Here is a 23,319-nt window from a genome sequence, read left to right as displayed (position 1 = left end):
GCGGGGGGCAGGGTGCTCACGGGGGGCGCTACCCTACGCCGGTCCCGCGGGCGGTTGCACGCGCCCGCGGGGCCGGGAACTGCTTGGACTACCAGCTGACGGCGTCGAGGTACGCCGTCCCCTTCCAGGTGCCCGTCGTCTGGAACTCCACGCCCAGCTGGTACAGCGGGGTGGTGGAACCCGAGGGCAGCTTCACGGTGATGCTGTTCCAGGCGCCCGCCTTGAGGCTGCTCACGGCGATCCAGTTGCCCGTCCAGCGCCAGTTCGAGGCAGCGCCTTCCACGGCATACGGCTGGACGCCGGTGAGCTTGCTCCCGGTGGGCAGCCAGAACCGGAACGTCACCGTCTTGCCGGACGGCACCGCCGCGTTGGCCACGGCCACCGTGCCCTTGCCGGACGTGCCGTTGAAGGGCAGGGCCAGCGAACGGGCGCCTGCGTAGGCCTTGGCCGTGGTGCTGCTCACGGACGACAGCCCGACGCCGCCCGCGCTCCAGCCCTGCGCGTTGGACTCGAAGCCGTACTTCGAGGTGTCGGCCGGGGTGCCCGCGTCGGAGGAACCCGTGCCGCCGTCGGTGCCGGCATCGGGACGCGTGCCGCCATCCACACCGCCGTCGGTGCCGGCATCGGGACGCGTGCCGCCATCCACGCCACCATCCGGACGCGTGCCGCCATCCGTGCCCGCGTCGACCGGCGGGGTGCCGGCGTCCACGGTGCCACCGTCGGTGGAACCGCCACCGCCCGGGGGCGGAAGCGTGGTGCCGGCCGCGGGCAGCAGGAGGCCGCCCGCGTTGAGGAACACGCCCGCGCGCTTCTTCAGGTAGGGCTGACCGTCAGTGGCCTGGTCGTTCTGGTAGGAGCTCTGGCCGCCCGCGCCCGCGCCGAACATCAGGGCGACGACGCCCACGTTGGCGAACTTGCGCCGGTGCGCGTCACCGTTCGTGCCGAAGAAGTACTCGGTGCGGTTGTCCTTGTAGCCCTGGCGCGACCCGCCGCCGTTGTTGATGTTGAGGTGGTTGGAGTTGCCCAGCGGGATCTGCCACAGCACCCAGCGCTTGCCGGAGGTCTGGTTCCACAGGCGCAGCCATTCCGCGTAGCGGTTGAACGAGCGCGACGTGAGGGACGCCGAGTCGCTCATGTCCCAGGTGTGATCCGCGCCCTGCGTGAGCCGGTAGAAGTCCGCGTCGCGGTCCAGCGGGTCGCCCACGATCACGTCGTAGGTGGAGCCAGTGACGTTGGTGCCAAGCCCCAGCGGCTTGAGGAAGTTGACGACCTTGTCCACCTCCGGCTGGAGCGGATCCGTCAGCGAGTTGAACGCGATGTCCTTGCCGCTGGCCCACGCGGAGATGTGCAGGCCCAGCACGACGTTGTTCGCGCCCACGGCCTTGCGCAGCTGGAGGAACGCCAGGCTCCACCCCGCGACGGTGTTGGGCAGGCCCGCCAGCTCCGGCATCCCCGAGGCCGCGATGGCCGCGTAGGCGTTGGGGTTGGAGGCCGTCTGGAACTGGAGGAGGCCGACCGCGTCCGGCTCCACGTGGAGGATGACCGGGCTGCCGAAGGTCTTCGCGCGCTGGAGGAGCAGCTTCACGTCCTCGAAGTAGGAGCGCATGGTGCTGGCGTTCTTCAGCTTCGCCAGCGACTCCCCCTCGCCGCCGCCCGGCTCCGCGAAGAGCTGGTAGTAGGTGACGACGGGGACGTAGCCCTGTGCCTTCGTCTCCGTGAAGAAGCTGGCCGCCCAGCTGCCGTCACGGGCGCCGTAGCCCCAGTTGTCCGCCCAGCCCTTGGTGAAGTAGCGGTAGCGCGCATCCCAGGGCACGTCGCTGTCCCGCATCCAGTTCTGGCCGGCCTCTTCGAAGAGGCCCACCATCAAGCGGTTCTGGAAGGCCGGGGGCACGGGCCCTTGCACACCCGTGGCGGCCTGGGCGGACAGCGCCCCGAGACACGTCAGCGTCAGCAGCGCCGCGAAGGCGCGTCGAATGGTGTTGGTCATGGAGGCGCTAGTACGCTCCAGCGCCCCTAGTCCTTCCTGTCTGGCACGCATCGCCCCCCGGCCGTCTGCTCACCGGACACGCCGCCGGGGGCTCGGACGCTTCACTGGGGACAGGTCAATCCCGGTTCATTGGCGTCCACGTCCTGCAGCGCGAGCAGACACGTGATCGCGTCCGGATCCACGGCGTCCATCAGGTACGTGCGTCGCCACAGCAGCGCGGCGAAGCGCTTGGGCAGCTGCGAGTCCGGAGCGACGAGCGCGCGGCGCACGCCGTTGCTGCCCACGGCCGCTTTCGCCATCGCGTCTTCCAGCTTCGCCACCTCGTCGGGACAACCCTCCGGGCAGTTGTAGAGGAACACTGCATGTCCGTGCTCCAGGTTGTGGATCCACGAACAGCGCGGCTGCTCCGTGTCGAAGCTGCGGCACGACAGCCAGGTGGGGCAGTGCATGCCGGAGTTGGGCGGGTTCTCGCCGTTGCCGCACCCGGTGCTGCTGCACGAGCTCACGTGACTGGACGACGACGTGTCCGACAGCGGGAACGAATACCGCTGGCACGCTTCGCCACCAGGGTTGGGCGGATCATCGTTTGTCGAACCGCAGGCGAGGCACAGCGACAAGAGGAGGGCGGAGAGGGCTCGAGTCATCCACCCCGTCATATCGCAACAGGCCTTCGCTCCTCATCGTCTCAGCCCGGCGCGATGCCACGCCGTTCCACGTCCCGGTCGCTCAGCCCCCGGAAGCCCAGGGCCTCCATCAGGCGCAGGAAGTCCGCGGGGGGAAGGCTTCCGCCCGTGGCCCGCGAATGGCCGTGCGCATACGAGCCGCCCATCGGTGGCAGGTCCAGTCCCCGCAGCAGCGCGAGCAGGTCCACCGGCGCGCGGCTTCGCAGCACGAAGTTCACGCGGCCGGGCAGGTAGCCCGTGTTGGCGGCGATGACGATGTGGTCCGGCAAGCGCTGCACCCAGCGCATCGCCACCAGCGGGTGCACCTGCGCCTCGGAGCTGAACATCAGGAGCGCCAGGTTGCCCGCGAAGCGCGGCGGTGTCTTCGCACAGCGGGCCACCTCGCGCTGCACTTCCAGACGGCAGTCGCGCAGCGCGTCCACGCCGGGAACTCGGCCCTCCGCGATGTCCGTCGCGCTCCCCGCGCGCAGGAGCACCTGCATCGCCAGCGGCGCCGCGAACCGGCTGGCGCGGCGGGCCGCGTTGATCAACGCCACCGCCTCCGTGACGGACGAACGCTTCGCCCTCCGCAGCGCGTCCTTGAGGAACGGCATCGGCGCGTCCGCGCCCAGATCCGCCACCGTCCCCATCACCGCCAGCCACTCCAGCGGACCGGGCACGACGAACGACGACGTCAGCACGTACGTGAGCAGGCTCGTGTTCGCCACGGGCTCATGGCCGTACGCGGTGAGCACCCGCGCGCCGGGTGGGAACACCTCCGAGGCATGGTGGTCCACCAGCAGCGTGGGCACTCCGGGAAGCAGCGGCTCCTCGCGGCTGCCCTGATCCAGGACCACCAGCGCCTCCACGGAGGAGACCGCCAGCCGCTCCAGGAAGCCTGGATGGTGGACGTCCTCACCCTTGCCCGGCAGGCGCGCCGTCGGCCGTGCGCCCAGGGACTGAAGCGCCCGAAGCATCAGTACCCCGGAAGTGAGCCCGTCCACGTCCGTGTGCGGCACCACGAGCACGTGCTTGTCCCGGCAGGCTTCCAGGAACTCACGCGCCTGGTCCATCGCCGCCTCTGGCGCGGGCCAGTGCGCATCCTTGGTGTGTCCTAGAAGCATGAAGCAAAGCTGTCACTGGCTGTAACGGCACGGCAGGGCGCGCCCGTCGTGGTTGGTTGCCCCCCGGACGGCCCCCCGTGGCAAGGCATGCGGCCCGAGCGTGAAGACCTTTCCAGGCATGGAAGGCTTTTCGACCTATCGGCTGGGCTACGTGGCCCAATCCCTGACGTTGGGCGTGAGCGCCGGCCACACCTGCCGTCTCGCCACCGCGACGCCGCAGCGCCTGGAGGCGCTCATCGCGCAGAACCTGGAGGAGATGGAGCAGCTGCTGCGCTTCAACGAAGCGCACGCCATCCAGGTGTTCCGCATCGGTTCGTCGCTCATCCCGTTCGGTTCGCACCCGGTGAACACGCTGCCGTGGTGGAAGACCTTCGCACGCGAGTTCGCCTCGCTGGCCCGTATCGCGCGCCAATCGCAGCAGCGGCTGTCCCTGCATCCGTCCCCGGCTGGCGCGTCGCTGTCCTCGCGCCATGAACGCGTGCGCGACGCCGCCATCGCGGAGCTGCGCTACAGCGCGCGCGTGCTGGACCTGCTGGAGGCGGGCCCCGAGTGCCGCGTGGTCATCCACGTGGGCGGCGCCGCGCCTGGCCGCCCCGAGGCCCTGGACGCCGCGCACCGGATGCTGGACACGATGCCGGAGGACCTCCGTCAGCGGATCACCATCGAGCACGACGACAAGGTCTGGACCGCGCGCGAGGTGCTGCCCCTGGCCCGAGAGCACGGCGTGCCCATGGTGGGCGACAACCTGCACAACGCGGTGCTCCCGTCCGACCCGCCGATGTCCGTGGAGGAGCTGGTGCGCGAGGCCTCCGCCACCTGGCGTGCGTTGGACCTGCGGCCCAAATTCCACCTGGCGTCACAGAAGGTGGACGGCCGGCCCGGCGCGCACTCGGACCTCATCGTGCCAGCGGACTTCGAGGCCATGGTGTCCGCGCTCGACGGGCCCGCGGACTTCATGCTGGAGGCGAAGGAGAAGGACCGCGCGGTTTTCGCACTGCGTCGGGAGGCGGGGGCGCGACGTTCACCCCATGGACAGGGCGCGCGGGCGCCTTGACTTCGCGGGTGCGAGGGCAGGGCACTTCCCATAGTGTCCGCGCCCATGACCCGCACTCCCCACTCCTTGATTCGAGCGGCCCTGGCCGCCCTGTCGCTCGCGGCGCCCGCCGCCAGCGCGCAGACTCCGGCCGCGAAGGCCACGCCTGCTCCGGCCGCGAAGACCGCGCCCGCTCCGGCCACGAAGGCCACGCCCGCGGAGGCGAAGCAGTTCGCCGAGAAGCTCAACGCGGACCTCAAGCAGCTCTGGACCCGTCAGGCCACCGCCGAGTGGATCAAGAGCACGTACATCACCGACGACACGGAGCGGAACGCCGCCTCCGTCAACGAAGAGGTGATGGCCTACGTCAACAACGCCATCAAGGACTCGCGCCGCTTTGACGGGCTGAAGCTGGACGCGGACACCGCGCGCATGCTGCACCTCTTGCGCGTGTCCCAGACGCTGCCCGCCCCGGCGAACCCCAAGCAGCGCTCGGAGCTGGCCTCCACCGCCGCGAAGCTGGAGGGCCTCTACGGCAAGGGCAAGTACTGCGGCAAGGACGGCAAGGGGAAGTGCCGCGACCTGGAGGAGCTGTCCGACGTGATGGCGGAGAGCCGCAACGCGGATGAGCTGCTGGACGCGTGGACCGGCTGGCACGCCATCAGCCGCCCCATGCGCCCGCTCTACACGCAGCTGGTGGACCTCTCCAACGCGGGCGCGAAGGACATCGGCTTCAACGACCTGGGCACGCTGTGGCGGTCGTCCTACGACATGCCCCCCGCGGAGTTCGAGACGGAGGCGCAGCGGCTCTGGGGCCAGGTCAAGCCCATGTACGACGAGCTGCACTGCTACGTGCGCGGCCGGCTCGCGAAGCAGTACGGCGAGGCGAAGGTGCCTGCCGGCAAGCCCATCCCCGCGCACCTGCTGGGCAACATGTGGGCGCAGGAGTGGAACAACATCTACCCGCTGGTGGAGCCGTTCCCCGGCCAGGCCAGCCTGGACGTGAGCAGCGCCCTGGTGAAGCAGGGCTACGACTCGCAGAAGATGGTGAAGCTGGGTGAGAAGTTCTTCACCTCGCTGGGCCTCAAGCCGCTGCCGCAGACCTTCTGGGAGCGCTCGCAGTTCAACAAGCCGAAGGACCGCGACGTCGTCTGCCACGCGTCCGCCTGGGACGTGACGTACGACAACGACCTGCGCATCAAGATGTGCATCAAGCCCACCGAGGAGGACCTGGTCACCATCCACCACGAGCTGGGCCACAACTACTACTACACGTACTACTACAAGCTCCCCGTCCTCTTTCAGGCGGGCGCCAACGACGGCTTCCACGAGGCCATTGGCGACGCGCTCACGCTCTCCATCACCCCGGCCTACCTCCAGCAGGCGGGCCTGCTCTCCGCGGTGGAGAAGAACGACAAGAACGTCATCAACCTCCAGCTGAAGGACGCGCTGGAGAAGGTGGCCTTCCTGCCCTTCGGCCTGCTGGTGGACCAGTGGCGCTGGGACGTGTTCAGCGGGAAGGTGAAGCCGGCGGACTACAACAAGAGCTGGTGGGCGCTGCGCACGAAGTACCAGGGCGTGGGCGCGCCGGTGGCCCGCACGGAGCAGGACTTCGACGCGGGCGCCAAGTACCACGTGCCCGCCAACGTGCCGTACACGCGCTACTTCCTCGCGCGGATCCTCCAGTTCCAGTTCCACAAGGCGCTGTGTGAAGCGGCGGGCCACAAGGGCGCGCTCAACGAGTGCTCCATCTACGGCAACAAGGCCGCGGGCCAGCGGCTGCAGGCCATGCTGGAGCTGGGCGCGAGCAAGCCGTGGCCGGACGCGCTGGCCGCCATGACGGGCACGCGCCAGATGGATGCCACGCCGATGCTGGAGTACTTCGCCCCGCTGCGCCGTTGGCTCCAGGAGCAGAACAAGGGCCAGAAGTGCGGCTGGTGACCTTTGCCGTGTGATGTTTCCTGGGAGTGGACTTCCCCTGGGACGGGCGCTTAGGCTTGCTCCCGTCTTGTAGGGTTTAGCTCTGTAGGACCGGACGGCGACTCTTCCTGTCCGCGATGAAAGAAGAACAGCAAATGGCGACTGGTACCGTGAAGTGGTTCAACGACGCGAAGGGCTTCGGCTTCATCACGCAGGACGGTGGCGGCGAGGACGTGTTCTGCCACCACACCGCCATCAACATGGACGGCTTCCGCACCCTGGCCGAGGGCCAGAAGGTGGAGTTCGAAGTCACCAAGGGCCCCAAGGGCCTGCAGGCGCAGAACGTTCGCGCCGGCTGAGCCTGACCGCTTCCTGATGCACACATGAAGGTCCGACTCTCTCCGGGTCGGGCCTTCTGTATTTTCCGGAGCCCGCATGTCCGCCCCCACCTTCCGCCTGCGCTTCCTCCCCCTGGTCGCCGCCCTCGGCTGCGCCACCACCTCTCCCTCCACGGCCCCCACGCCGCCCGACACCGCGTCCGCATCCGCGCCGTCCGTACCCGTGTCAAAGGAAGCGCTGACCGCGCTCAAGCAGGAGCTGGTGAAGCAGCACGGCGAGGCGCAGCGCGCGCGCATCGAACGGGGCGTGGATCAGGTGGCCGCGCTGTGGCGGCCGGAGGACGGGGACCTGGCGGCCTTCGCGCGCGAGCAGTTCCTGCCCACGGGCCCCAAGCTGGACGCGACGTTCACGCGCCTGGAGGGCCTGTTCGAACAGTTCGACGGCCACATGAACGAGCTGGGGCGGGAACTCCAGTGGTTCACGGACCTGGACCTGGGGCCGCTGTTGCCGGTGGAGCCGCTGCTCGCGGCGTATGACCCGTCCTCCAACGTCACGTCGGATCTGTTCCAGGCGAAGCCGGGCTTCGTCGTGCTGCTCAACTTCCCGCTCACCACGCTGGCCGAGCGCGTGAAGGAAGGCCCGTCCTGGACGCGGCGGCAGTGGGCGGAGGCGAGGCTGGGGTCGCGCTTCAACCGGCGCGTGCCCGCGGCCATCGAGCAGAAGGTGTCGCAGGCCATCGCGGACGCGAACCTCTACGTCGCCGAGTACAACGTCTGGATGCACCACCTGGTGGACGCGAAGGGCCAGCGGCTCTTTCCCCAGGGCTTGCGGCTCATCAGCCACTGGAACCTGCGCGACGAGCTGAAGGCGGACTACACGGACCCGCAGGGCCTGGCGAAGCAGCGGACCATCGTCCAGGTGATGGAGCGCATCGTCACGCAGACCATCCCCGCCGCCGTCATCGACAACCCGCGCGTGGACTGGGACCCCTTCACCAACAAGGTCACCGTGGCCCCGCCAGAGTCGGTGGAGGCGAACGCACCCCAGCGCCCCGCGAAGGCGGACGCCGCGCCGGAGCCGGACACGCGCTACGCGCGGCTGCTCGCCACGTTCCAGGCGTCGCGGAAGGTGGATCCGTATTCGCCGGTGGCGCCCACGCGCATCGCGCGCGCCTTCGAGCTGGACCGGGGCCTGCCGGAGGAGCGCGTGCGCACGCTGCTCACGCAGCTGCTCGAATCCCCGCTGGTGCCGCGCGTGGCGAAGCTGATTGAAACGCGGCTGGGCCGCCCGCTGGAGCCGCAGGACCTGTGGTACCCCGGCTTCCGTCCGGGCTCGAAGGTGCCGGAGGCGCAGCTGGACGCGCTGACGCGCAAGCGTTACCCCACGGCGGACGCCTTCGCGCGCGACATCCCACGCATCCTCCAGGGGCTGGGCTTCACGCGGGAGAAGGCGGACGTGCTCGCGTCGTACATCCGCGTGGACGCGTCCCGCGGCGCGGGCCATGCCCAGCAGGCGCTGCGCCGGGGTGACTTCCCCCGCCTGCGCACGCGCGTGGAGAAGGGGGGCATGGACTACAAGGGCTACAACATCGCGGTGCACGAGCTGGGACACAACGTGGAGCAGGTCTTCAGCCTGTACCAGGTGGACCACACGCTCCTGTCCGGCGTCCCCAACAACGCCTTCACGGAGGCCCTGGCCTTCGTCTTCCAGGCGCGCGACCTGGAGCTCCTGGGCCTGGGCCAGCCGGACGCGGCCAGCGAGCGCGAGCGCGTGCTCAACGACTTCTGGCAGGCGTGGGAGATCGCCGGCGTGGCGCTGGTGGACATGGCCACGTGGCACTGGATGTACGAACACCCGGACGCCACGCCCGCGCAGCTGCGCGACGCGGTGGCCGGCCTGTCGCGCGACGTGTGGAACCGCTACTACGCGCCGGTGCTGGGGCGGAAGGACAGCCCGGTGCTGGGCATCTACAGCCACATGATCAGCTACCCGCTGTATCTGCCGGACTACCCGCTCGGGCACCTCATCGCGTTCCAGATTGAAGAGCACCTGAAGCAGCACGGCCCGCTGGGCGCGGAGTTCGAGCGCATGGCCACCTTCGGCTCCGTCACCCCGGACGAATGGATGCGCCACGCCACCGGTGCCCCCGTCAGCGCGGAAGCTTTGTTGCGGGCCACCGAAGCAGCGCTGTGATATCCGGCCATTTCCAACTTCCCTGATTAGGAGGAATGACCATGAATTTCATCTCTCGTGCGCTGGTGCTGGGCTCCCTGTCGACCGTGGTGGGCTGTGCGTCAATGAAGGGCACGAAGACCCCGGACACGACGGAGCCGACGCCCCCTCCCGCGACCGCGTCGCTGGTGGACAACTGCGACGACACGCAGAAGGCCGTCTCCAAGGAGGCGGACGCGCTGGCCAGCCCCTACGGGATTGATCAGCACGTCGACAAGAACTTCCCGGACCGCAAGGTGTCGTGGCTGATGACGGACAGCGCGTACCAGAAGTTCGTGGTGCAGACGGGCGCGAAGAACTTCGGCCGCTGCAACGACGTGGGCTGCTACCTGTTCGCGGCGCCGTCGGGGACCATCCAGGGCGCGGTGGAGAAGGCGAAGACGGCGGACGGCAAGCACGACCCCGCGGTGCTGGGGCAGGCGCTGGGGCTGCCGGCGAAGAACTTCGAAGGCCCGCTGCGGATGATGACGCTGGACCTGGCGGCGCAGAAGGTCTGCACGCGCCTGCCGGTGGACGCGGACCCGGGCGTGTGGAAGTGCACCACGCCGGAGGAGAAGGACTGCTTCAAGTTCGGCGGCTACACGTCCGGCGGCGTGCCGGAGGTGATGGTCATCAACGCGCCGGTCGCTGACACGCAGGTGGCGGAAATCCCGTGAGCGACGAGGAGGTGCTCCTCCAGAGCCCGCTCCTCTACCGCGTGCTGCGCGGGAGGGACGGGGCGCTGTCCATCGAGGTCGTGGTGGGCGGCATCGTCCAGTTCGAGGTGCGCGTGCGCCTGAACGCGGAGGAGACGGAGTCCTTCCAGCGGGAGGGGCAGGCCTTCTCGGACCGGATGGCCCAGGCCATCATGGCCAATCCCCCGTTCGGGGGCCGGTCCGTGAAGTCGTGACGCCTTCGCGGGGGCCCGTCGCATGCGGGCCCCCGTGGAAGCGGGCTACGGGGTGGCGGCGGTGTTGCCGGGGATCTCCACCAGCTCCACGTCGAAGTTGAGCACGGCGTTGGGCGGGATGCGCGAGCCCGTGGGCGGACGCTCTCCGTAGGCGGTGCTCGCGGGGCAGGTGAGCTTCGCCTTGCCGCCGACCTTCATCTTCTGCACGCCCTGGGTCCAGCAGGGGATGACGCCGTTGAGCGGGAACTCCACCGCGATGCCGCGCTTGTAGGAGCTGTCGAACTCCGTGCCGTCCACCAGCGTGCCCAGGTAGTGCACCTTCACGGTGTCGATGGCGCGGGGCGTCTTGCCGGTGCCGGCCTTGAGCTCGCGGTAGATGACGCCAGACGGCAGCCGGGTGGCCCCGGGCTCCTTGGCGGCGCGCTCCAGCGTGGCGGTGTTGACCTGGGCCTGCCGTGCCTTGGCGAGCGCCTGGATCTTCGGGGTGAACTCCTTCGGATCCACGGCGGGCGCGGTGCCGCTGAGCGAGTCCTGGAGACCGCGCTGGAGCAACTGCACCTCCTCCGGGGTGAGCGCGAGCGACGTCACGCTCTGGCCCAGCGTGATGCCGAGCGAATAGATGGCCTTCTGATCATCCGTCTTGAGCTCCAGGGGCGCCTGGGCGGGGGCGGCCTTCGTGGCGGCCTCGGGCGCGGCGGCCGGCTTGGAGCTCTTCGTCGGGGCCTGGGCCAGGGCGAGGCCCGGAGCGCCGAGCATCAGGACCAGGGCCGCCTTCCACTGCATACGCATGCTTCCGCCTTTCACGAGAATGGGGGGACTATAGGGCCGCTCATGCGCTGCCGGTCATCCTTCGTGTTCGCGGTGCTGTTGGGAAGCCTCGCCACCCTGGCCTGTGGAGGGCCGGCCGTGCCGGAGGACGACACGGTGTGCGGCCTGTCCTTCACGGACACGGGCACCGTGCGCGTCTTCGTGGTGGGGCACGCCTTCACGCTGGACGACGCGGCCTCGCTGGAGCACTTCGACGCGTCCTTCCGGGAGGACGTGGTGCGCATCGCGCCGTGTCTGTCCGCGACGCGGCCCAACCTGCTGCTGTTCCCGGAGGACGCGGGGCTCATCGCCTGGTTCACGGGCCGCCGCGCGATGCTGGCGCGGGGCGCGGGCAGCACGGAGCTGGCGTTCAACGCGATGTACTCGGGGTGGTTTCGCGCGGCGGATGAATACCGGCGGCGTTTCCCGGGCATCTCCGCGGCCCGGTCGCTGACGCTCGCGCTGGGGGACCCGGCGTGGCGAGCCATGGAGCACACGTTCGGCGGCATCGCGAAGCGCTACGGCGTATGGGTGATGACGTCCGCGAACGTGCCGTACGTGGAGGCGCGCCGCGACTCGGATTCGGTGGGCCTGTTCCGCGACGTGGACGCGGATGGGAATGAGCCCGCGTACGTGGCCACGGGGCCGGAGTGCTTCAACGCGGCGCTGCTGTACGCGCGGCCGTCGCTTCGCCGTGGAAGAGCGCGCCCGTGTCCAGATCGCTGAAGACGTAGCCCCGCCCCGTGAGTGCCACCGCGGGCCGCCCGCCATCCTGCGCCAGCGCAAGCCACGTTGCCCCCGCATCCATCCCCGCCACGCCCAGCAGCAGTGGCGTGAGGTGCGCATGCGCGCTCACGTCCCACCGGTCGCTCAGCCCGTAGCTCGCGCCCAACGTGGAGAGGGGCAGGGGAACGGGCGTGCCCTCCAACTGGACTGCCGGGCCCCCCACGCCTGCCTCCAGCGCGAGCGTGCCCGCTGGAGTGGGCCGCACGTGCGCGGGCAGTCCGCAGGCACAGGCCAACGCGAAGAATCCAGCGAGCGGAAAAACACGGCGCATGCAGACCAGCCTAGCGCGCTTGATGGGCGCCGTTTTCTTGCGCGCATGACGTCTGAACGTACTGTGCCTTCAGGTCGCTGCACCCCCGCAGCAGCCTGTTGCACCAGCTGGAGGTCATGAGCCAATGAGCGAGAAGCGGAAGGCCAATCGGGCGCCCCTGGACATCTACCTCAACAAGTACATGGGCGGCGTGCCGTACATGACCCGCGCCGCGGACATCAGCCAGGAAGGCGTCAGCCTCTCCCGCCTCATCGAGCCCCAGCACGACGCGCGCCGCGTGGGCCTCCAGTTCCAGCTCCCCGGCTCCGAGGAGATCATCTACGCCGAGGGTGAAGTCGTACGCGAGTGGAAGGAACTGGGCCGCAAGGAGCAGTCCGGCGTGCGCTTCACGCTGCTCACCGAGCGGCACCGCAAGATGATCGACGCCTACGTCGACCGTCACGCGGACGGCAACTGACGCGAAAGCATTACCCTCCGGGTGTGCCACCGCGATTGCGCGGTGCCACCGGCGGTTCGCGGTACACGCGCTGATGACTTCTGGCGGATCCGACCATCCCCCGGGTCGCCTTGACTTCGCGCGAAGTGGCCCCCTTGAATGACCTCAGAGATTCCCTGTGCGCACGCCGACGTTCGGCGGCGACAACGGGAGGAGTGCTCCGTGAGGCGTTCGCTGTGGGGATTGTTGCTGGTCGTGCCGCTGACGGCGCTGGGCCAGGGCAAGGACGCGAAGGTCGCCACGCCCGACGCTGAAGCCGCGCGCGGCGTGGGCACCCCGGGCATCAACTGGGAGGGACAGGTCCTGCGCGCCACGGGCGCCGGGGCCCCCGACCTCAAGGCCGCCAACCCCGGGCAGGCCCGCCTGGGCGCCGAGCGCGCCGCGAAGCTGGACGCGTTCCGCAACCTGCTGGAGCAGGCCCGGGGCATCCAGGTGAGCGCGGGCCGCACCGTGGGCGACGAGCTGGCGCGCGACGAGGTGAAGGGCCGCGTCGAGGGCGCCATTCGCGGCTACAAGGTCCTGGCCACGCGCTACTTCTCCGACAGCGGCGTGGAGATGGACGTGGAGGTGCCGCTCGCGGCGCTCACCGCGGCGCTGACGCCCGCGCAGGACACGGCCATCGTGCTCAACGCGGAGGGCGCGGCGAAGTACACGGGCCTCGTGGTGGACGCGCGCGGGCTGGGCGCGAAACCCGTGCTCGCGCCCCGGCTGGTGGACACGACGGGCAAGACGCTCTACGGCGCGGCGGTGCTCACGGAAGCGGCGCGCGGCACGGCGGGCGTCGCGGCCTGGTTCGACAGCCTGGATGCCGCCCGGAAGGCCTCGCGCGTGGGCGACAAGCCCCTGGTGGTGAAGGCCGCGCAAATCCAGGGCTCCGACCTGGTGCTGAGCGCGGAAGGCATTCGCGCGCTCACCGAGGCGAACACGCGCTTCCTGGCTGAAGGCCGCGTCGTCATCGTCACGCAGTGATGACCGTGAGCTCGTTCACGTGGGCTGTGGCGCTGTGACGACCCGTCGGAGGACGGCGGTGCTCGCGCTGATGCTGACGCTGACAGGCGGCTGCGCGGCGAAGCAGGAGCAGCCCGCGACGGTGGCCCGCGCGGAACAGTTGATGGCCTCCAATTCCGCCAAGCGCGGCGACCTGGTGCTCCGGTGCGAGCCCGCGGACGCCCAGGTGCTGCTGGACGGGGTGGAGCAGGGCACGTGCACCGACTTCGCCGGGGTGTCACGGAGCCTGCGGCTGGGGGCCGCGGGCTTCCACCAGGTGGTGGTCAAGAAGCGCGGTTTCTACCCGTACACGACCTACTACGAGCCCAGCGGGGCGCGGGTGACGCTGAAGGTGAAGCTCCGGCCCGTGGGGACCGAGGGTGGCGTTTCCCCCTGAGGGGCGCTTGCCCAGGCTGCCGCCCTGGACCGCGAGGTGGCAGGCGACGCCTCGGGCCCGCTCAAGGACCGCAATCAAGGGCCGAAGAGGCCGTAGGATGGGCGGGGTCAGGAGGCGGTCATCGGACGTCGCAAGAGAGGCAGTGAGCGCGCGGTGAAGGGCCCCCAGCCCGTCGCGACCCTGGAAGTGTCCCCGGTGTTGCACGTCGTGCACCCGGAGCCTGTGCCGCCGGCCGGCGACCCCTCGGCGCTGGACGAGGCAGAGGCCCGCCGGGTCGACTTCGTCTGGTCCGGCGTGATGGTGGGTTCGCTGGCGCTGGTGTTCGCGCTCCTGTCCGTGTTCGGCGGTGTGGCGGTGCCGGTGCTGCTGGCGCTGACGGGCGCGTACGCGTTCAACCCGTTGGTCACGCTCCTGGAGAAGCGCGGCGTGGACCGCACCTGGGGCACGTCCATCCTCTTCTTCGCGGGCACGCTGCTGATGGTGGGCGCGGGCCTCTACCTGGTGCCGGTGTTCCGCGACGAGGCGGCGAAGCTGCCCGGCTTCTTCCAGCGCGCCAGCACGCAGGTGGTGCCGCAGGTGGAGTCGCTCCTGGGCGTGTCGCTGCCGGACCTGGTGAGCCAGCGCACCGCGGAGCTGGGAGAGAAGGCCTCCGAGCTGCTCCAGAGCGCGGGCCCCACGGCGGCGCGGCTGGTGGCGAGCTTCGCCGGTAACACCGCGCGCTTCGCGGCCACGCTGCTGGGCCTGTCGGTGGTGCCGGTGCTGGCGTTCTTCTTCCTCCAGGACTACCCGCGCCTCATGGGGCGCATCCAGGACCTGCTGCCGCGCCGCTCCGTGGCGCTGGTGAGCCAGCGCTTCCGCGAGGTGGACGAGGTGCTGTCCGCCTTCGTGCAGGGCCAGCTCACCGTGGGCGCCATCCTGTCGGTGCTCTACGCGGTGGGGCTGTCCGTGGCGCGCATCGACCTGGCCATCGCCATCGGCCTCATCGCCGGCTTCGGCAACATGGTGCCCTACCTGGGCACGGGCATCGGCGTGGTGCTGGCCGTGCTGGGCGTGCTCCTGTCCTGGCAGGGGCCGTGGCAGCTGGCCGTGGTGGCCGCGACCTTCATCATCGGGCAGCTGGCGGAAGGCTTCGTCATCACCCCGCGCGTGGTGGGGGAGAAGGTGGGCCTGGCCCCGGTGGCGGTCATCATCGCGGTGCTCGCCTTCGGTGAGCTGTTTGGCTTCGTGGGCATCCTCCTGGCCGTGCCTGCCAGCGCCATCCTCAAGGTCGTCCTGAGCGTCGTCCTCCAGCGCTACCGCCGCACGCAGCTCTACAAGGGGAGCGTGCAGGAGCCGTGACGAAGCTGGAGAAGCTGCACCAGGAGATCATCGCCTGCCGGGCCTGCCCCCGGCTGGTGGCGTGGCGCGAGGAGGTGGCCCGCGTGAAGCGGCGCGCCTACCGCGACTGGGACTACTGGGGGAAGCCCGTCCCCGGCTTCGGAGACCCCAAGGCCCGGTTGATCATCGTGGGCCTGGCGCCCGCCGCGCACGGCGCCAATCGCACGGGGCGGATGTTCACCGGGGACCGCTCCGGCGACTTCCTCTACGCGGGCCTGCGGCGCGCGGGCTTCGCGAACCAGGCCCACAGCGAGCACCGGGACGACGGGCTCAAGCTGACGGACGCCTTCATCGTCGCCGCGGGCCGGTGCGCACCGCCGGACAACAAGCCCCTGCCGGAGGAAATCGCCCGCTGCGCGCCGTTCCTGGACCGGGAGATGGCGCTGTTGCCCGGCCGGGTGCTGCTCGCCCTGGGGGCCATCGGGTGGAACGCCGCGCTGGCGTCAGCCGCCCGGACGGGAGGGCCCCTGCCCACGCCCCGGCCCGCCTTCGGCCATGGCGCCGAGTTCCGGCTGCCGGACGGCCGGTGGCTCGTGGGCAGCTACCACGTCAGCCAGCAGAACACCCAGACGGGGAGGCTCACCCCCGCCATGTTCGACGCGGTGATGAAACGCGTCCGCGCGTTGTTGGAGACGTGAACGCGGGGAAGAGAAGCGCCCGCGCTCATGTTCCTTGACAGGTGTGGGAGCCCGCTGTTATTCCCCGCGCCATCCGCACGACGGGTCGTTAGCTCAGCGGTAGAGCACTACCTTGACACGGTAGGGGTCAGTGGTTCGATCCCACTACGACCCATCATCAGTAAGTGTTCCATCTCGCGGGCGGCCGGCTTTCTCAAAAGCCTGCCGCCCGTACTTTTTTCCAGCGCAGGGGTTTTTCCGCCATGTCCGAATCCATCACGGTGACGCTCCCCGACGGCAGCCAGAAGCAGACCGCCCGGGGCACGACCATCGCGGACTTCGTGAAGGGCAGCATCGGCGTGGGGCTCGCGAAGGCGGCCCTGTTCGCCCGGGTCAACGGTCAGGATGTCGACCTGTCCCGCACGCTCGACGAGGACGCGAAGCTGCAGATCTTCACGTCCAAGAGTCCGGAAGGCCTGGACCTCATCCGCCACGACGCGGCGCATGTGGTGGCCAGCGCCGTGCAGCGCCTGTTCCCCGGCACGCAGGTGACCATCGGTCCCGCGACGGAGGAGGGCTTCTACTACGACTTCTTCCGCGAGAAGCCCTTCACGCCGGAGGAGCTGGAGAAGATCGAAGCGGCCGCCAACGCGGAGCTCAAGCAGGACATGGCCTTCGTCCGCACCGAGATCTCCATGGAGGACGCCATCAAGCTCTTCGAGGAGAAGGGCGAGAAGTTCAAGGTGGAGATCGTCAAGGACATCGCCGCCAAGGGCGCCAAGACGCTCACGCTCTACACCCACGGTGACTGGGTGGACTTCTGCCTGGGGCCCCACGCGCCCAGCACGGGGAAGATCGGCGTCATCAAGATCCTCTCCTCCAGCGGCGCGTACTGGCGTGGCGACCACCGCAACCCGATGCTCCAGCGCGTCTACGGCACGGCCTTCTTCGACAAGAAGGCGCTGGAGGCCTACCTCACGCGCATCGAGGAGGCGAGGAAGCGCGACCACCGCAAGCTGGGCAAGGAGCTGGACCTCTTCCACTTCCACCCGTACTCGCCGGGCGCGGCCTTCTGGACGCCCAAGGGCACGGCGCTCTACCAGACGCTGTCGGACTGGATGCGCTCGCTCACGGCCGGTGACGGCTACGTGGAGATCAAGACGCCCCTGATGTTCAACAAGGGCCTCTGGGAGACGAGCGGCCACTGGGGCAAGTACAAGGAGAACATGTTCCTGGTGCTCGACAGCGAGTCCGGCGAGCACGACTTCTCCCTCAAGCCGATGAACTGCCCGTCGCACCACCTGTTCTACGGCTTCAAGAAGCACAGCTACCGCGACCTGCCCCTGCGCCTGCACACCCAGGACGTGCTCCACCGCAACGAGGCCGCGGGCTCCCTGGGCGGCCTCACCCGCGTGCGCCAGTTCGCGCAGGACGACGCGCACATCTACTGCATGGAGAGCCAGATCACCGACGAGGTGCGGCGCTTCGTGAAGCTGCTGGACCGCGTCTACAAGGCGGTGGGTCTCACCTACGCGGTGAAGCTGTCCACGCGCCCCGAGCAGCGCCTGGGTGACGAATCCCTTTGGGACCGCGCGGAAGGCGGCCTCAAGGCGGCTCTGGAGTCGCTGGGCCTGGAGTACGAGCTGGCCCCCGGTGACGGCGCCTTCTACGGCCCAAAGATCGACTTCGCCGTGTCCGACAGCATCGGCCGCAAGTGGCAGCTGGGCACCATGCAGCTGGACTACCTGGCCCCGGAGCGCTTCGACCTCACCTACGTGGGCGAGGACAACGCCCCGCACCGCCCGGTGGTCCTCCACCGCGCCATCTTCGGCTCCTTCGAGCGCTTCACCGCCATCCTCATCGAGCACTTCGCCGGCGCCTTCCCGGCGTGGCTGGCCCCGGTGCAGGCCACCCTCGTCACCGTGGCGGACCGTCAGATGGACTACGCCCGCAAGGTGCGCGACGACCTGCGCGCCAAGGGCTTCCGGGTGGAGCTGGACGAGCGCGGCATCACGCTCAACGCGAAGATCCGCGAAGCCCAGCTGCAGAAGATCCCCTTCACCCTGGTGGTGGGCGACAACGAGGTGGAGGCCGGCGCCGTGGCCCCCCGTCGCTACGGCGGCGAGGACCTGAAGACCATGAAGTACGCCGACTTCGAGGCGCTCCTGCTCAAGGAAGCCACGTTGCCCTGAGTTGTGTAGGGGACTTGACTCCCCGTCCGGGCTGGACTACTTGCGCGACTTCCGGGGATTGAGGCACGCCCTCATCCCCGAGCCGCCGGAGGGTCCTCCCATCGTCCGCGACCAGAGAACCAATCGCCGTATCCGAGCCCGGGAGGTCCGCGTCGTCGGACCGAACGCCGAGCAGCTCGGGGTCATGTCCCTGGAAGCAGCCCTGACGCGCGCCCAGGCGGACGGTCTCGACCTCGTCGAGATCTCCCCCATGGCGAAGCCGCCGGTCTGCAAGATCATGGACTACGGCAAGTTCAAGTACGAGGAGAAGAAGAAGGCCTCGGACGCGAAGAAGAAGCAGGTCGTGGTCCACCTCAAAGAGGTGAAGCTCCGCCCCAAGACGGAGGAGCACGACTACGAGTTCAAGGTCCGCAACGTCCGCCGGTTCCTGGAAGAGGGGAACAAGGCGAAGATCACCATCCAGTTCCGGGGTCGGGAAATCACCCACAAGGAGCTGGGGAGTGCGATCCTGGACGACGTGGTGAAGGACCTGAAGGACGTCGCGGTGGTGGAGCAGAACCCCCGGATGGAAGGGCGCCAGATGTTCATGATCCTGGCCCCCAACCCCAAGGTGGCCCAGCGGGCCCGGGAACTGGCCCGTCAGGCGGTGGAGGCGGCCGCGAAGAAGCAGGAAGGCAGGCCGGCGGTTGCCGCGGCGGTTGTTTCTGCGATGGCTGTAGGAAACGCTACCCCCATCGCCTCAAAAGAGTGATAGAGGCTTTCGCCCAAAGCGTCCGGGAACCGTGTGTCCCGGTCCGCCGTCAGTCACGAAGACTGCCGGCCGACAGGCAGAAGGAAGGTTTGGGATCATGCCCAAGTTGAAGACCCGCAGCGCCGCGAAGAAGCGCTTCCACGTGAAGAAGAGCGGCCAGGTGAAGTTCGGCAAGGCGTTCAGCAAGCACCTGTTTACCTTCTCCAAGTCGCCCAAGCAGAAGCGCGGCAACCGTGGCACCAGCCACCTGCGCGACATGGACGCGAAGAAGGTCATCAAGGAGCTGTTCCCCTACGGCGCCTGAGTCGTCCTCGGGTTTTTGAACCAATTTGTGAGTCCAGGCGGAGCGGCGTGAAGCCAGCGCCCCGGGGCTCCCTTCCAGAAGTCAGGAGTGTGTCATGCGCGTCAAAAAGGGTTTCAAGGCTCGTCGTCGTCGTAATCGCATTCTCAAGCTTGCCAAGGGCTTCCGCGGCCGTCGCAAGAACTGCTACCGCCGTGCGAACCAGGCCGTCGAGCGCGCCCTGGACTACGCCACCCGCGACCGCGCGGTGCGCAAGCGCAACTTCCGCTCGCTGTGGATCGTCCGCATCAACGCGGCCGCCCGCACCGTGGGCCTGTCCTACTCGAAGCTGATCGCCGGCCTGGCGAAGGCGAAGATCAGCCTGGACCGCAAGGTCCTGTCCGATCTGGCCATCGCGGACCCCGCGGGCTTTGCCGCCATCGCCAACATCGCGAAGGCAGCCTGAGACACGGCCGGCGGTGACGCCGGCCTCCGAAGCTGAAACGGGCTGCCTCCACCAGGGGGCGGCCCTTTTTTTTGCCCGGCGCTTGAGGCGACCGGGGCGTGAATGGAAGGCGGGAAGAGGACCATGCGAGACCGGTTGCAGGCGTTGGCGGACGCGGCGCGCCAGGAGATCTCCGGCGTGTCGGAGCCCTCGCAGGTGGAGGCCCTGCGCATCCGCTACCTGGGCAAGAAGGGCGAGCTGTCCGCGGTGCTGGGCGGCATGGGCAAGCTGCCCCCGGACGAGCGGCGCGCCCTGGGAGAGATCGCCAACATCGTCAAGGCGGAGCTGGAGCAGCTTCTGGCGGACGCCACGAAGCGCGCGGAAGACGCCGCGATGGAGGCCCAGCTCAAGGGCCCCAAGCTGGACGTGACGCTGCCCGGGCGCGCGGTGCTGCCCGGCGGACGGCACCCGGTGTCGCGCACGCTGGAGGACATCGTCCGGACGTTCGCGCGGCTGGGGTTCGAGGTGGCGGTCGGGCCGGAGATCGAGCTCGACTACTTCAACTTCGAGGCGCTGAACCTGCCCAAGGACCACCCCGCGCGGGACATGCAGGACACGTTCTACGTGGACGAGCCCAGCTTGGGCCACGCGAAGAAGGCGGACAGCCCGTCGCTCTTGCGCACGCACACGTCACCGGTGCAGGTGCGGCACATGCTGTCGCGCAAGCCGCCCATCCGCGCGGTGATGCCGGGCCGGGTGTACCGGCGCGACTCGGACATCACGCACACGCCTATGTTCCACCAGGTGGAAGGCCTGCTGGTGGACAAGGACGTGAGCTTCGCGGAGCTGAAGGGGACGCTGGACGCGTTCGTGAAGGCGTTCTTCGGCTCGGAGACGCGCACGCGCTTCCGCCCGTCGTTCTTCCCCTTCACGGAGCCCTCCGCGGAGGTGGACGTCACCTGTGCGTCGTGCGGCGGCAAGGGCTGCCGCGTGTGCAAGCAGACCGGGTGGCTGGAGGTGCTGGGCAGCGGCATGGTGCACCCGAACGTCTTCACCGCCGCGGGCTACGACCCGAAGGAGGTGACGGGCTACGCGTTCGGCATGGGCGTGGAGCGCCTGGCCATGCTGCGCTACGGCATCGACGACCTGCGGATGATGTTCGAGAACGACGCGCGCTTCCTCGCGCAGTTCTGATTCCGGCCCCCCACTCAAGAGGACAACCCTGTGAAGATTTCAGTGAAGTGGCTGGGTGATTACGTCGCGCTGCCGCCGTCCGTGGACGAGCTGGCGCGCAAGCTGACCGCGGCGGGCCTGGAGATTGAAGGCGTGGAGCGCCCCGGCGAAGGCCTGCGCGGCGTGGTGGTGGCGCAGATCCGCGAGTCGGTGCAGCACCCCAACGCGGACAAGCTGTCCGTCACGCAGGTGGACATCGGCGGCTCCGCGCTGTTCCAGGTGGTGTGCGGCGCGAAGAACTTCAAGGTCGGCGACAAGGTGCCGCTGGCCACGGTGGGCGCGAAGCTGCCCAACGGCATGGAGATCAAGCAGGCCGCGCTGCGGGGCGTGGACAGCTTCGGCATGCTCTGCTCCGCGAAGGAGCTGGGCATCACGGAGGACTCGTCCGGTCTGCTCATCCTGCCCGCGGACACGAAGCTGGGCATCCCCATCGCGGAGGCCATCGGGTTGGATGACTCCGTGCTGGAGGTGAACGTCACGCCGAACCGGCCGGACGCGCTCAGCCACCTGGGCATCGCGCGCGAGGTGGGCGTGGTGACGGGCGCGCAGCTGACGCCGCCGCAGCCGAAGCCCGCCGAGTCCGGCAAGCCGGTGGCGGAGCTGGTGAAGGTGCGCATCGACGCGAAGGAGCGCTGCTCGCGTTACGCGGCACGCGTGGTGGAGGGCGTCACCATCCAGCCGTCGCCGCAGTGGATGCAGGACCGGCTGAAGGCATGCGGCGTGCGCGCCATCAACAACGTGGTGGACGTCACCAACTACGTGCTCCTGGAGTACGGCCAGCCGCTGCACGCGTTCGACCTGGACAAGGTGGCGGGCCAGGAGATCGTCGTCCGCACCGCGAAGGCCGGGGAGAAGCTGCGCACGCTGGACGACAAGGAGCGCACGCTGGACGCGGACGACCTGGTCATCGCGGACCGGGACCGCGCGCAGGCGCTGGCGGGCGTGATGGGCGGCGGCGACAGCGAGGTGACGCAGGGCACGAAGCGCATCGTCATCGAGTCCGCGCACTTCCACGGCTCCGGCGTGCGCCGGTCCGCGAAGCGCTACGCGCTGCACACGGAGGCGTCGCACCGCTTCGAGCGCGGGGCGGACCTGGACGCGGTGCTGCCGGCGTTGGACCGGGCCGCGCAGCTCATCGCGGAGCTGTCGGGTGGCACGGTGGTGCCGGGTAGGGTGGACGTGCAGCCGGAGCCCCTGGCGCCGCGCCGGGCGACGCTGCGCTACGCGCGGGTGGAGAAGGTGCTGGGCGTGGCGGTGCCGGAGGCGGAGGTCCGGCGCATCCTGACGGCGCTGGGCTTCAAGTCCGTGGACGAGTCCGCCGGCCAGACGACGTACGAGGTGCCCCGGGCGCGCGTGGACGTGGAGCGCGAGGAGGACCTGATGGAGGAGGTCGCCCGCGTGTACGGCTACGACAACATCCCGGCGCGCCTGCCGCGAGGGCTGGAGACGCTGGCGCCGGAGCCCCTGTCCATGGAGGCCGAGCGCCGGCTGCGCCACGCGCTGGGCGGCGTGGGGCTGTCCGAGGTGGTGAACTACTCGTTCGTGGCACCGAAGTCGCTGGAGGTGCTGGGTGGGAAGGAAGCGCCCATCGCGCTGATGAACCCGCTGAGCGTCGAGCAGTCGGTGATGCGCACGAGCCTGCTGCCGGGCCTGCTGGAGAACCTGTCGCGCAGCGTGCGCCACCAGGTGGAGTCGGTGGGCCTGTACGAGACGGGCCGGGCGTACTTCCGGGACGCGCAAGGCGGGCAGGGGATGCGGCCCGCGGCGCGTGAGGTGCCGCGCGTGGCGGGCCTGGTGTGGGGCCTGCGCGGCGGCGGCCGGAGCTGGACGCAGAAGGACTCGCGCGTGGACTTCTACGACGCGAAGGGCGCGGTGGAGGCGCTGCTGCACGCACTGCACGTGGAGGGCGTGACCTTCACCCAGGCGGAGGCCCCCGCGTACCACCCGAGCAGCACGGCCCAGGTGGCACTGCGGGACGGCACGGTGCTGGGCTTGGTGGGCGAGGTGCACCCCCGCGTGACGAAGGCGCTGGGGCTGCCAGAAGGCGTGTTCGTGTTCGAACTGGACACGGAGCCGCTGTACGCGGCGGCTCGGCTGGTGCCGCAGGCGGAAGGGCTGCCCAAGTACCCGGCGGTGCTGCGCGACCTGGCGGTGGTGGTGCCGCTGGAGCTGCGCAACGAGGAGGTGCGCCGGGTCATCCTGGAGGTCGGGGCGCCGCTGGTGGAGGACGCGCTGGTGTTCGACGTCTACACGGGCAAGCCCATCCCCGAGGGGAAGAAGAACCTGGCGTACGCCTTGAGGTACCGCTCGCCCGAGCGGACGCTGACCGACGCGGAGGTCACGGCGGCCCACCAGCGCATCATCGCGGAGGTGAACCAGCGCCTGGGGGCGGCACTGCGCGCCTGAATTCCTGAATGAAGTCAGGACGTTGACACGGTTCGGGGAAGGCTGACACCATGCCCCGCGTTCACCGGCCATTCACGGGTGCCAGAGG

General features: G+C 69.5%; 23 protein-coding genes and 1 tRNA gene. 19 read left to right on the top strand and 5 right to left on the bottom strand.

The features are described 5' to 3' along the window. Window positions 1-88: 88 nt before the first annotated feature. The 3 genes from D7W81_RS13205 to D7W81_RS13195 all read right to left on the bottom strand — a co-directional run bounded on the left by D7W81_RS13205 (window position 89) and on the right by D7W81_RS13195 (window position 3,773). Window positions 89-1,987, bottom strand: coding sequence for a hypothetical protein (locus D7W81_RS13205; RefSeq protein WP_120555713.1), 1,899 nt, complete (start codon window positions 1,985-1,987; stop codon window positions 89-91). Between the two features lie 101 nt (window positions 1,988-2,088). Next, the gene (locus D7W81_RS13200; protein ID WP_120555718.1) at window positions 2,089-2,631 is read right to left on the bottom strand and encodes a thioredoxin-like domain-containing protein; all 543 of its coding nucleotides are present in this window, start codon (window positions 2,629-2,631) and stop codon (window positions 2,089-2,091) included. 41 nt (window positions 2,632-2,672) lie between these two features. Further along, window positions 2,673-3,773: a DHH family phosphoesterase gene (locus tag D7W81_RS13195; RefSeq protein WP_120555712.1), complete on the bottom strand. Its 1,101-nt coding sequence runs from the start codon at window positions 3,771-3,773 to the stop codon at window positions 2,673-2,675. A 118-nt stretch (window positions 3,774-3,891) separates the two neighbouring features. On the opposite strand from D7W81_RS13195, the gene uvsE reads away from it, so the two are divergent. The 6 genes from uvsE (at window position 3,892) to D7W81_RS13165 (ending at window position 10,186) form a co-directional block, all read left to right on the top strand. After that, the gene (gene uvsE / locus D7W81_RS13190) at window positions 3,892-4,827 is read left to right on the top strand and encodes a UV DNA damage repair endonuclease UvsE (RefSeq protein ID WP_244227187.1); all 936 of its coding nucleotides are present in this window, start codon (window positions 3,892-3,894) and stop codon (window positions 4,825-4,827) included. 45 nt (window positions 4,828-4,872) lie between these two features. Beyond that, entirely contained in the window at window positions 4,873-6,747 is a 1,875-nt protein-coding gene (locus tag D7W81_RS13185; protein ID WP_120555710.1) for a M2 family metallopeptidase, read from the top strand. 134 nt (window positions 6,748-6,881) lie between these two features. Further along, window positions 6,882-7,085, top strand: a complete 204-nt coding sequence (locus D7W81_RS13180) for a cold-shock protein (protein ID WP_120555709.1) — start codon at window positions 6,882-6,884, stop codon at window positions 7,083-7,085. Between the two features lie 76 nt (window positions 7,086-7,161). Then, entirely contained in the window at window positions 7,162-9,258 is a 2,097-nt protein-coding gene (locus D7W81_RS13175) for a hypothetical protein (protein WP_120555708.1), read from the top strand. 41 nt (window positions 9,259-9,299) lie between these two features. Continuing rightward, window positions 9,300-9,953, top strand: a complete 654-nt coding sequence (locus D7W81_RS13170; RefSeq protein ID WP_120555717.1) for a hypothetical protein — start codon at window positions 9,300-9,302, stop codon at window positions 9,951-9,953. After that, window positions 9,950-10,186, top strand: coding sequence for a hypothetical protein (locus tag D7W81_RS13165; protein WP_120555707.1), 237 nt, complete (start codon window positions 9,950-9,952; stop codon window positions 10,184-10,186). Before D7W81_RS13170 ends, D7W81_RS13165 begins: the two co-directional genes overlap by 4 nt. A gap of 45 nt (window positions 10,187-10,231) precedes the next feature. On the opposite strand, the gene D7W81_RS13160 is transcribed toward D7W81_RS13165, so the two are convergent. Beyond that, the gene (locus D7W81_RS13160; RefSeq protein ID WP_120555706.1) at window positions 10,232-10,975 is read right to left on the bottom strand and encodes an FKBP-type peptidyl-prolyl cis-trans isomerase; all 744 of its coding nucleotides are present in this window, start codon (window positions 10,973-10,975) and stop codon (window positions 10,232-10,234) included. 42 nt (window positions 10,976-11,017) lie between these two features. Here D7W81_RS13160 and D7W81_RS13155 point away from each other — a divergent pair, with 42 nt between their 5' ends. Then, window positions 11,018-11,719, top strand: a complete 702-nt coding sequence (locus D7W81_RS13155; RefSeq protein ID WP_120555705.1) for a hypothetical protein — start codon at window positions 11,018-11,020, stop codon at window positions 11,717-11,719. Here the strand turns inward: D7W81_RS13155 and D7W81_RS41970 are convergent. Next, window positions 11,649-12,050, bottom strand: coding sequence for a hypothetical protein (locus D7W81_RS41970; protein ID WP_147445464.1), 402 nt, complete (start codon window positions 12,048-12,050; stop codon window positions 11,649-11,651). The two genes, D7W81_RS13155 and D7W81_RS41970, sit on opposite strands and share 71 nt — an antisense overlap. A gap of 124 nt (window positions 12,051-12,174) precedes the next feature. On the opposite strand from D7W81_RS41970, the gene D7W81_RS13150 reads away from it, so the two are divergent. The 12 genes from D7W81_RS13150 (at window position 12,175) to pheT (ending at window position 23,231) form a co-directional block, all read left to right on the top strand. Beyond that, a complete protein-coding gene (locus tag D7W81_RS13150) occupies window positions 12,175-12,507 on the top strand; it encodes a PilZ domain-containing protein (protein ID WP_120555704.1) in 333 nt (110 codons plus the stop codon). A 201-nt stretch (window positions 12,508-12,708) separates the two neighbouring features. After that, window positions 12,709-13,515 (top strand): LPP20 family lipoprotein, encoded by an 807-nt coding sequence (locus D7W81_RS13145; RefSeq protein WP_120555703.1) that lies wholly within the window; start codon window positions 12,709-12,711, stop codon window positions 13,513-13,515. Between the two features lie 34 nt (window positions 13,516-13,549). Then, a complete protein-coding gene (locus D7W81_RS13140) occupies window positions 13,550-13,930 on the top strand; it encodes a PEGA domain-containing protein (RefSeq protein ID WP_244227186.1) in 381 nt (126 codons plus the stop codon). A gap of 153 nt (window positions 13,931-14,083) precedes the next feature. Continuing rightward, entirely contained in the window at window positions 14,084-15,268 is a 1,185-nt protein-coding gene (locus D7W81_RS13135; RefSeq protein WP_120555702.1) for an AI-2E family transporter, read from the top strand. Continuing rightward, the gene (locus D7W81_RS13130; RefSeq protein WP_120555701.1) at window positions 15,265-15,945 is read left to right on the top strand and encodes a uracil-DNA glycosylase; all 681 of its coding nucleotides are present in this window, start codon (window positions 15,265-15,267) and stop codon (window positions 15,943-15,945) included. Before D7W81_RS13135 ends, D7W81_RS13130 begins: the two co-directional genes overlap by 4 nt. A gap of 82 nt (window positions 15,946-16,027) precedes the next feature. Beyond that, window positions 16,028-16,099 (top strand) — tRNA-Val (locus D7W81_RS13125). An 88-nt stretch (window positions 16,100-16,187) separates the two neighbouring features. Next, complete coding sequence (gene thrS / locus D7W81_RS13120; RefSeq protein ID WP_120555700.1) at window positions 16,188-18,116, top strand: threonine--tRNA ligase; 1,929 nt, start codon at window positions 16,188-16,190, stop codon at window positions 18,114-18,116. Between the two features lie 40 nt (window positions 18,117-18,156). Then, the gene (infC, locus tag D7W81_RS13115) at window positions 18,157-18,867 is read left to right on the top strand and encodes a translation initiation factor IF-3 (RefSeq protein ID WP_438503358.1); all 711 of its coding nucleotides are present in this window, start codon (window positions 18,157-18,159) and stop codon (window positions 18,865-18,867) included. Between the two features lie 97 nt (window positions 18,868-18,964). Continuing rightward, the gene (gene rpmI, locus D7W81_RS13110; protein ID WP_120555699.1) at window positions 18,965-19,171 is read left to right on the top strand and encodes a 50S ribosomal protein L35; all 207 of its coding nucleotides are present in this window, start codon (window positions 18,965-18,967) and stop codon (window positions 19,169-19,171) included. A 94-nt stretch (window positions 19,172-19,265) separates the two neighbouring features. Further along, entirely contained in the window at window positions 19,266-19,613 is a 348-nt protein-coding gene (rplT, locus tag D7W81_RS13105) for a 50S ribosomal protein L20 (protein WP_014397247.1), read from the top strand. A 123-nt stretch (window positions 19,614-19,736) separates the two neighbouring features. Continuing rightward, window positions 19,737-20,786, top strand: coding sequence for a phenylalanine--tRNA ligase subunit alpha (gene pheS, locus D7W81_RS13100; protein ID WP_120555714.1), 1,050 nt, complete (start codon window positions 19,737-19,739; stop codon window positions 20,784-20,786). Window positions 20,787-20,816: 30 nt separating this feature from the next. After that, window positions 20,817-23,231, top strand: coding sequence for a phenylalanine--tRNA ligase subunit beta (pheT, locus tag D7W81_RS13095; RefSeq protein ID WP_120555698.1), 2,415 nt, complete (start codon window positions 20,817-20,819; stop codon window positions 23,229-23,231). Window positions 23,232-23,319 lie beyond the last annotated feature (88 nt).

This window comes from Corallococcus aberystwythensis, assembly GCF_003612165.1.
Taxonomy (GTDB): domain Bacteria; phylum Myxococcota; class Myxococcia; order Myxococcales; family Myxococcaceae; genus Corallococcus; species Corallococcus aberystwythensis.
The sequence above is the reverse complement of the archived record's forward strand: the minus strand, read 5'-3'. Positions and strand labels throughout refer to the sequence as shown.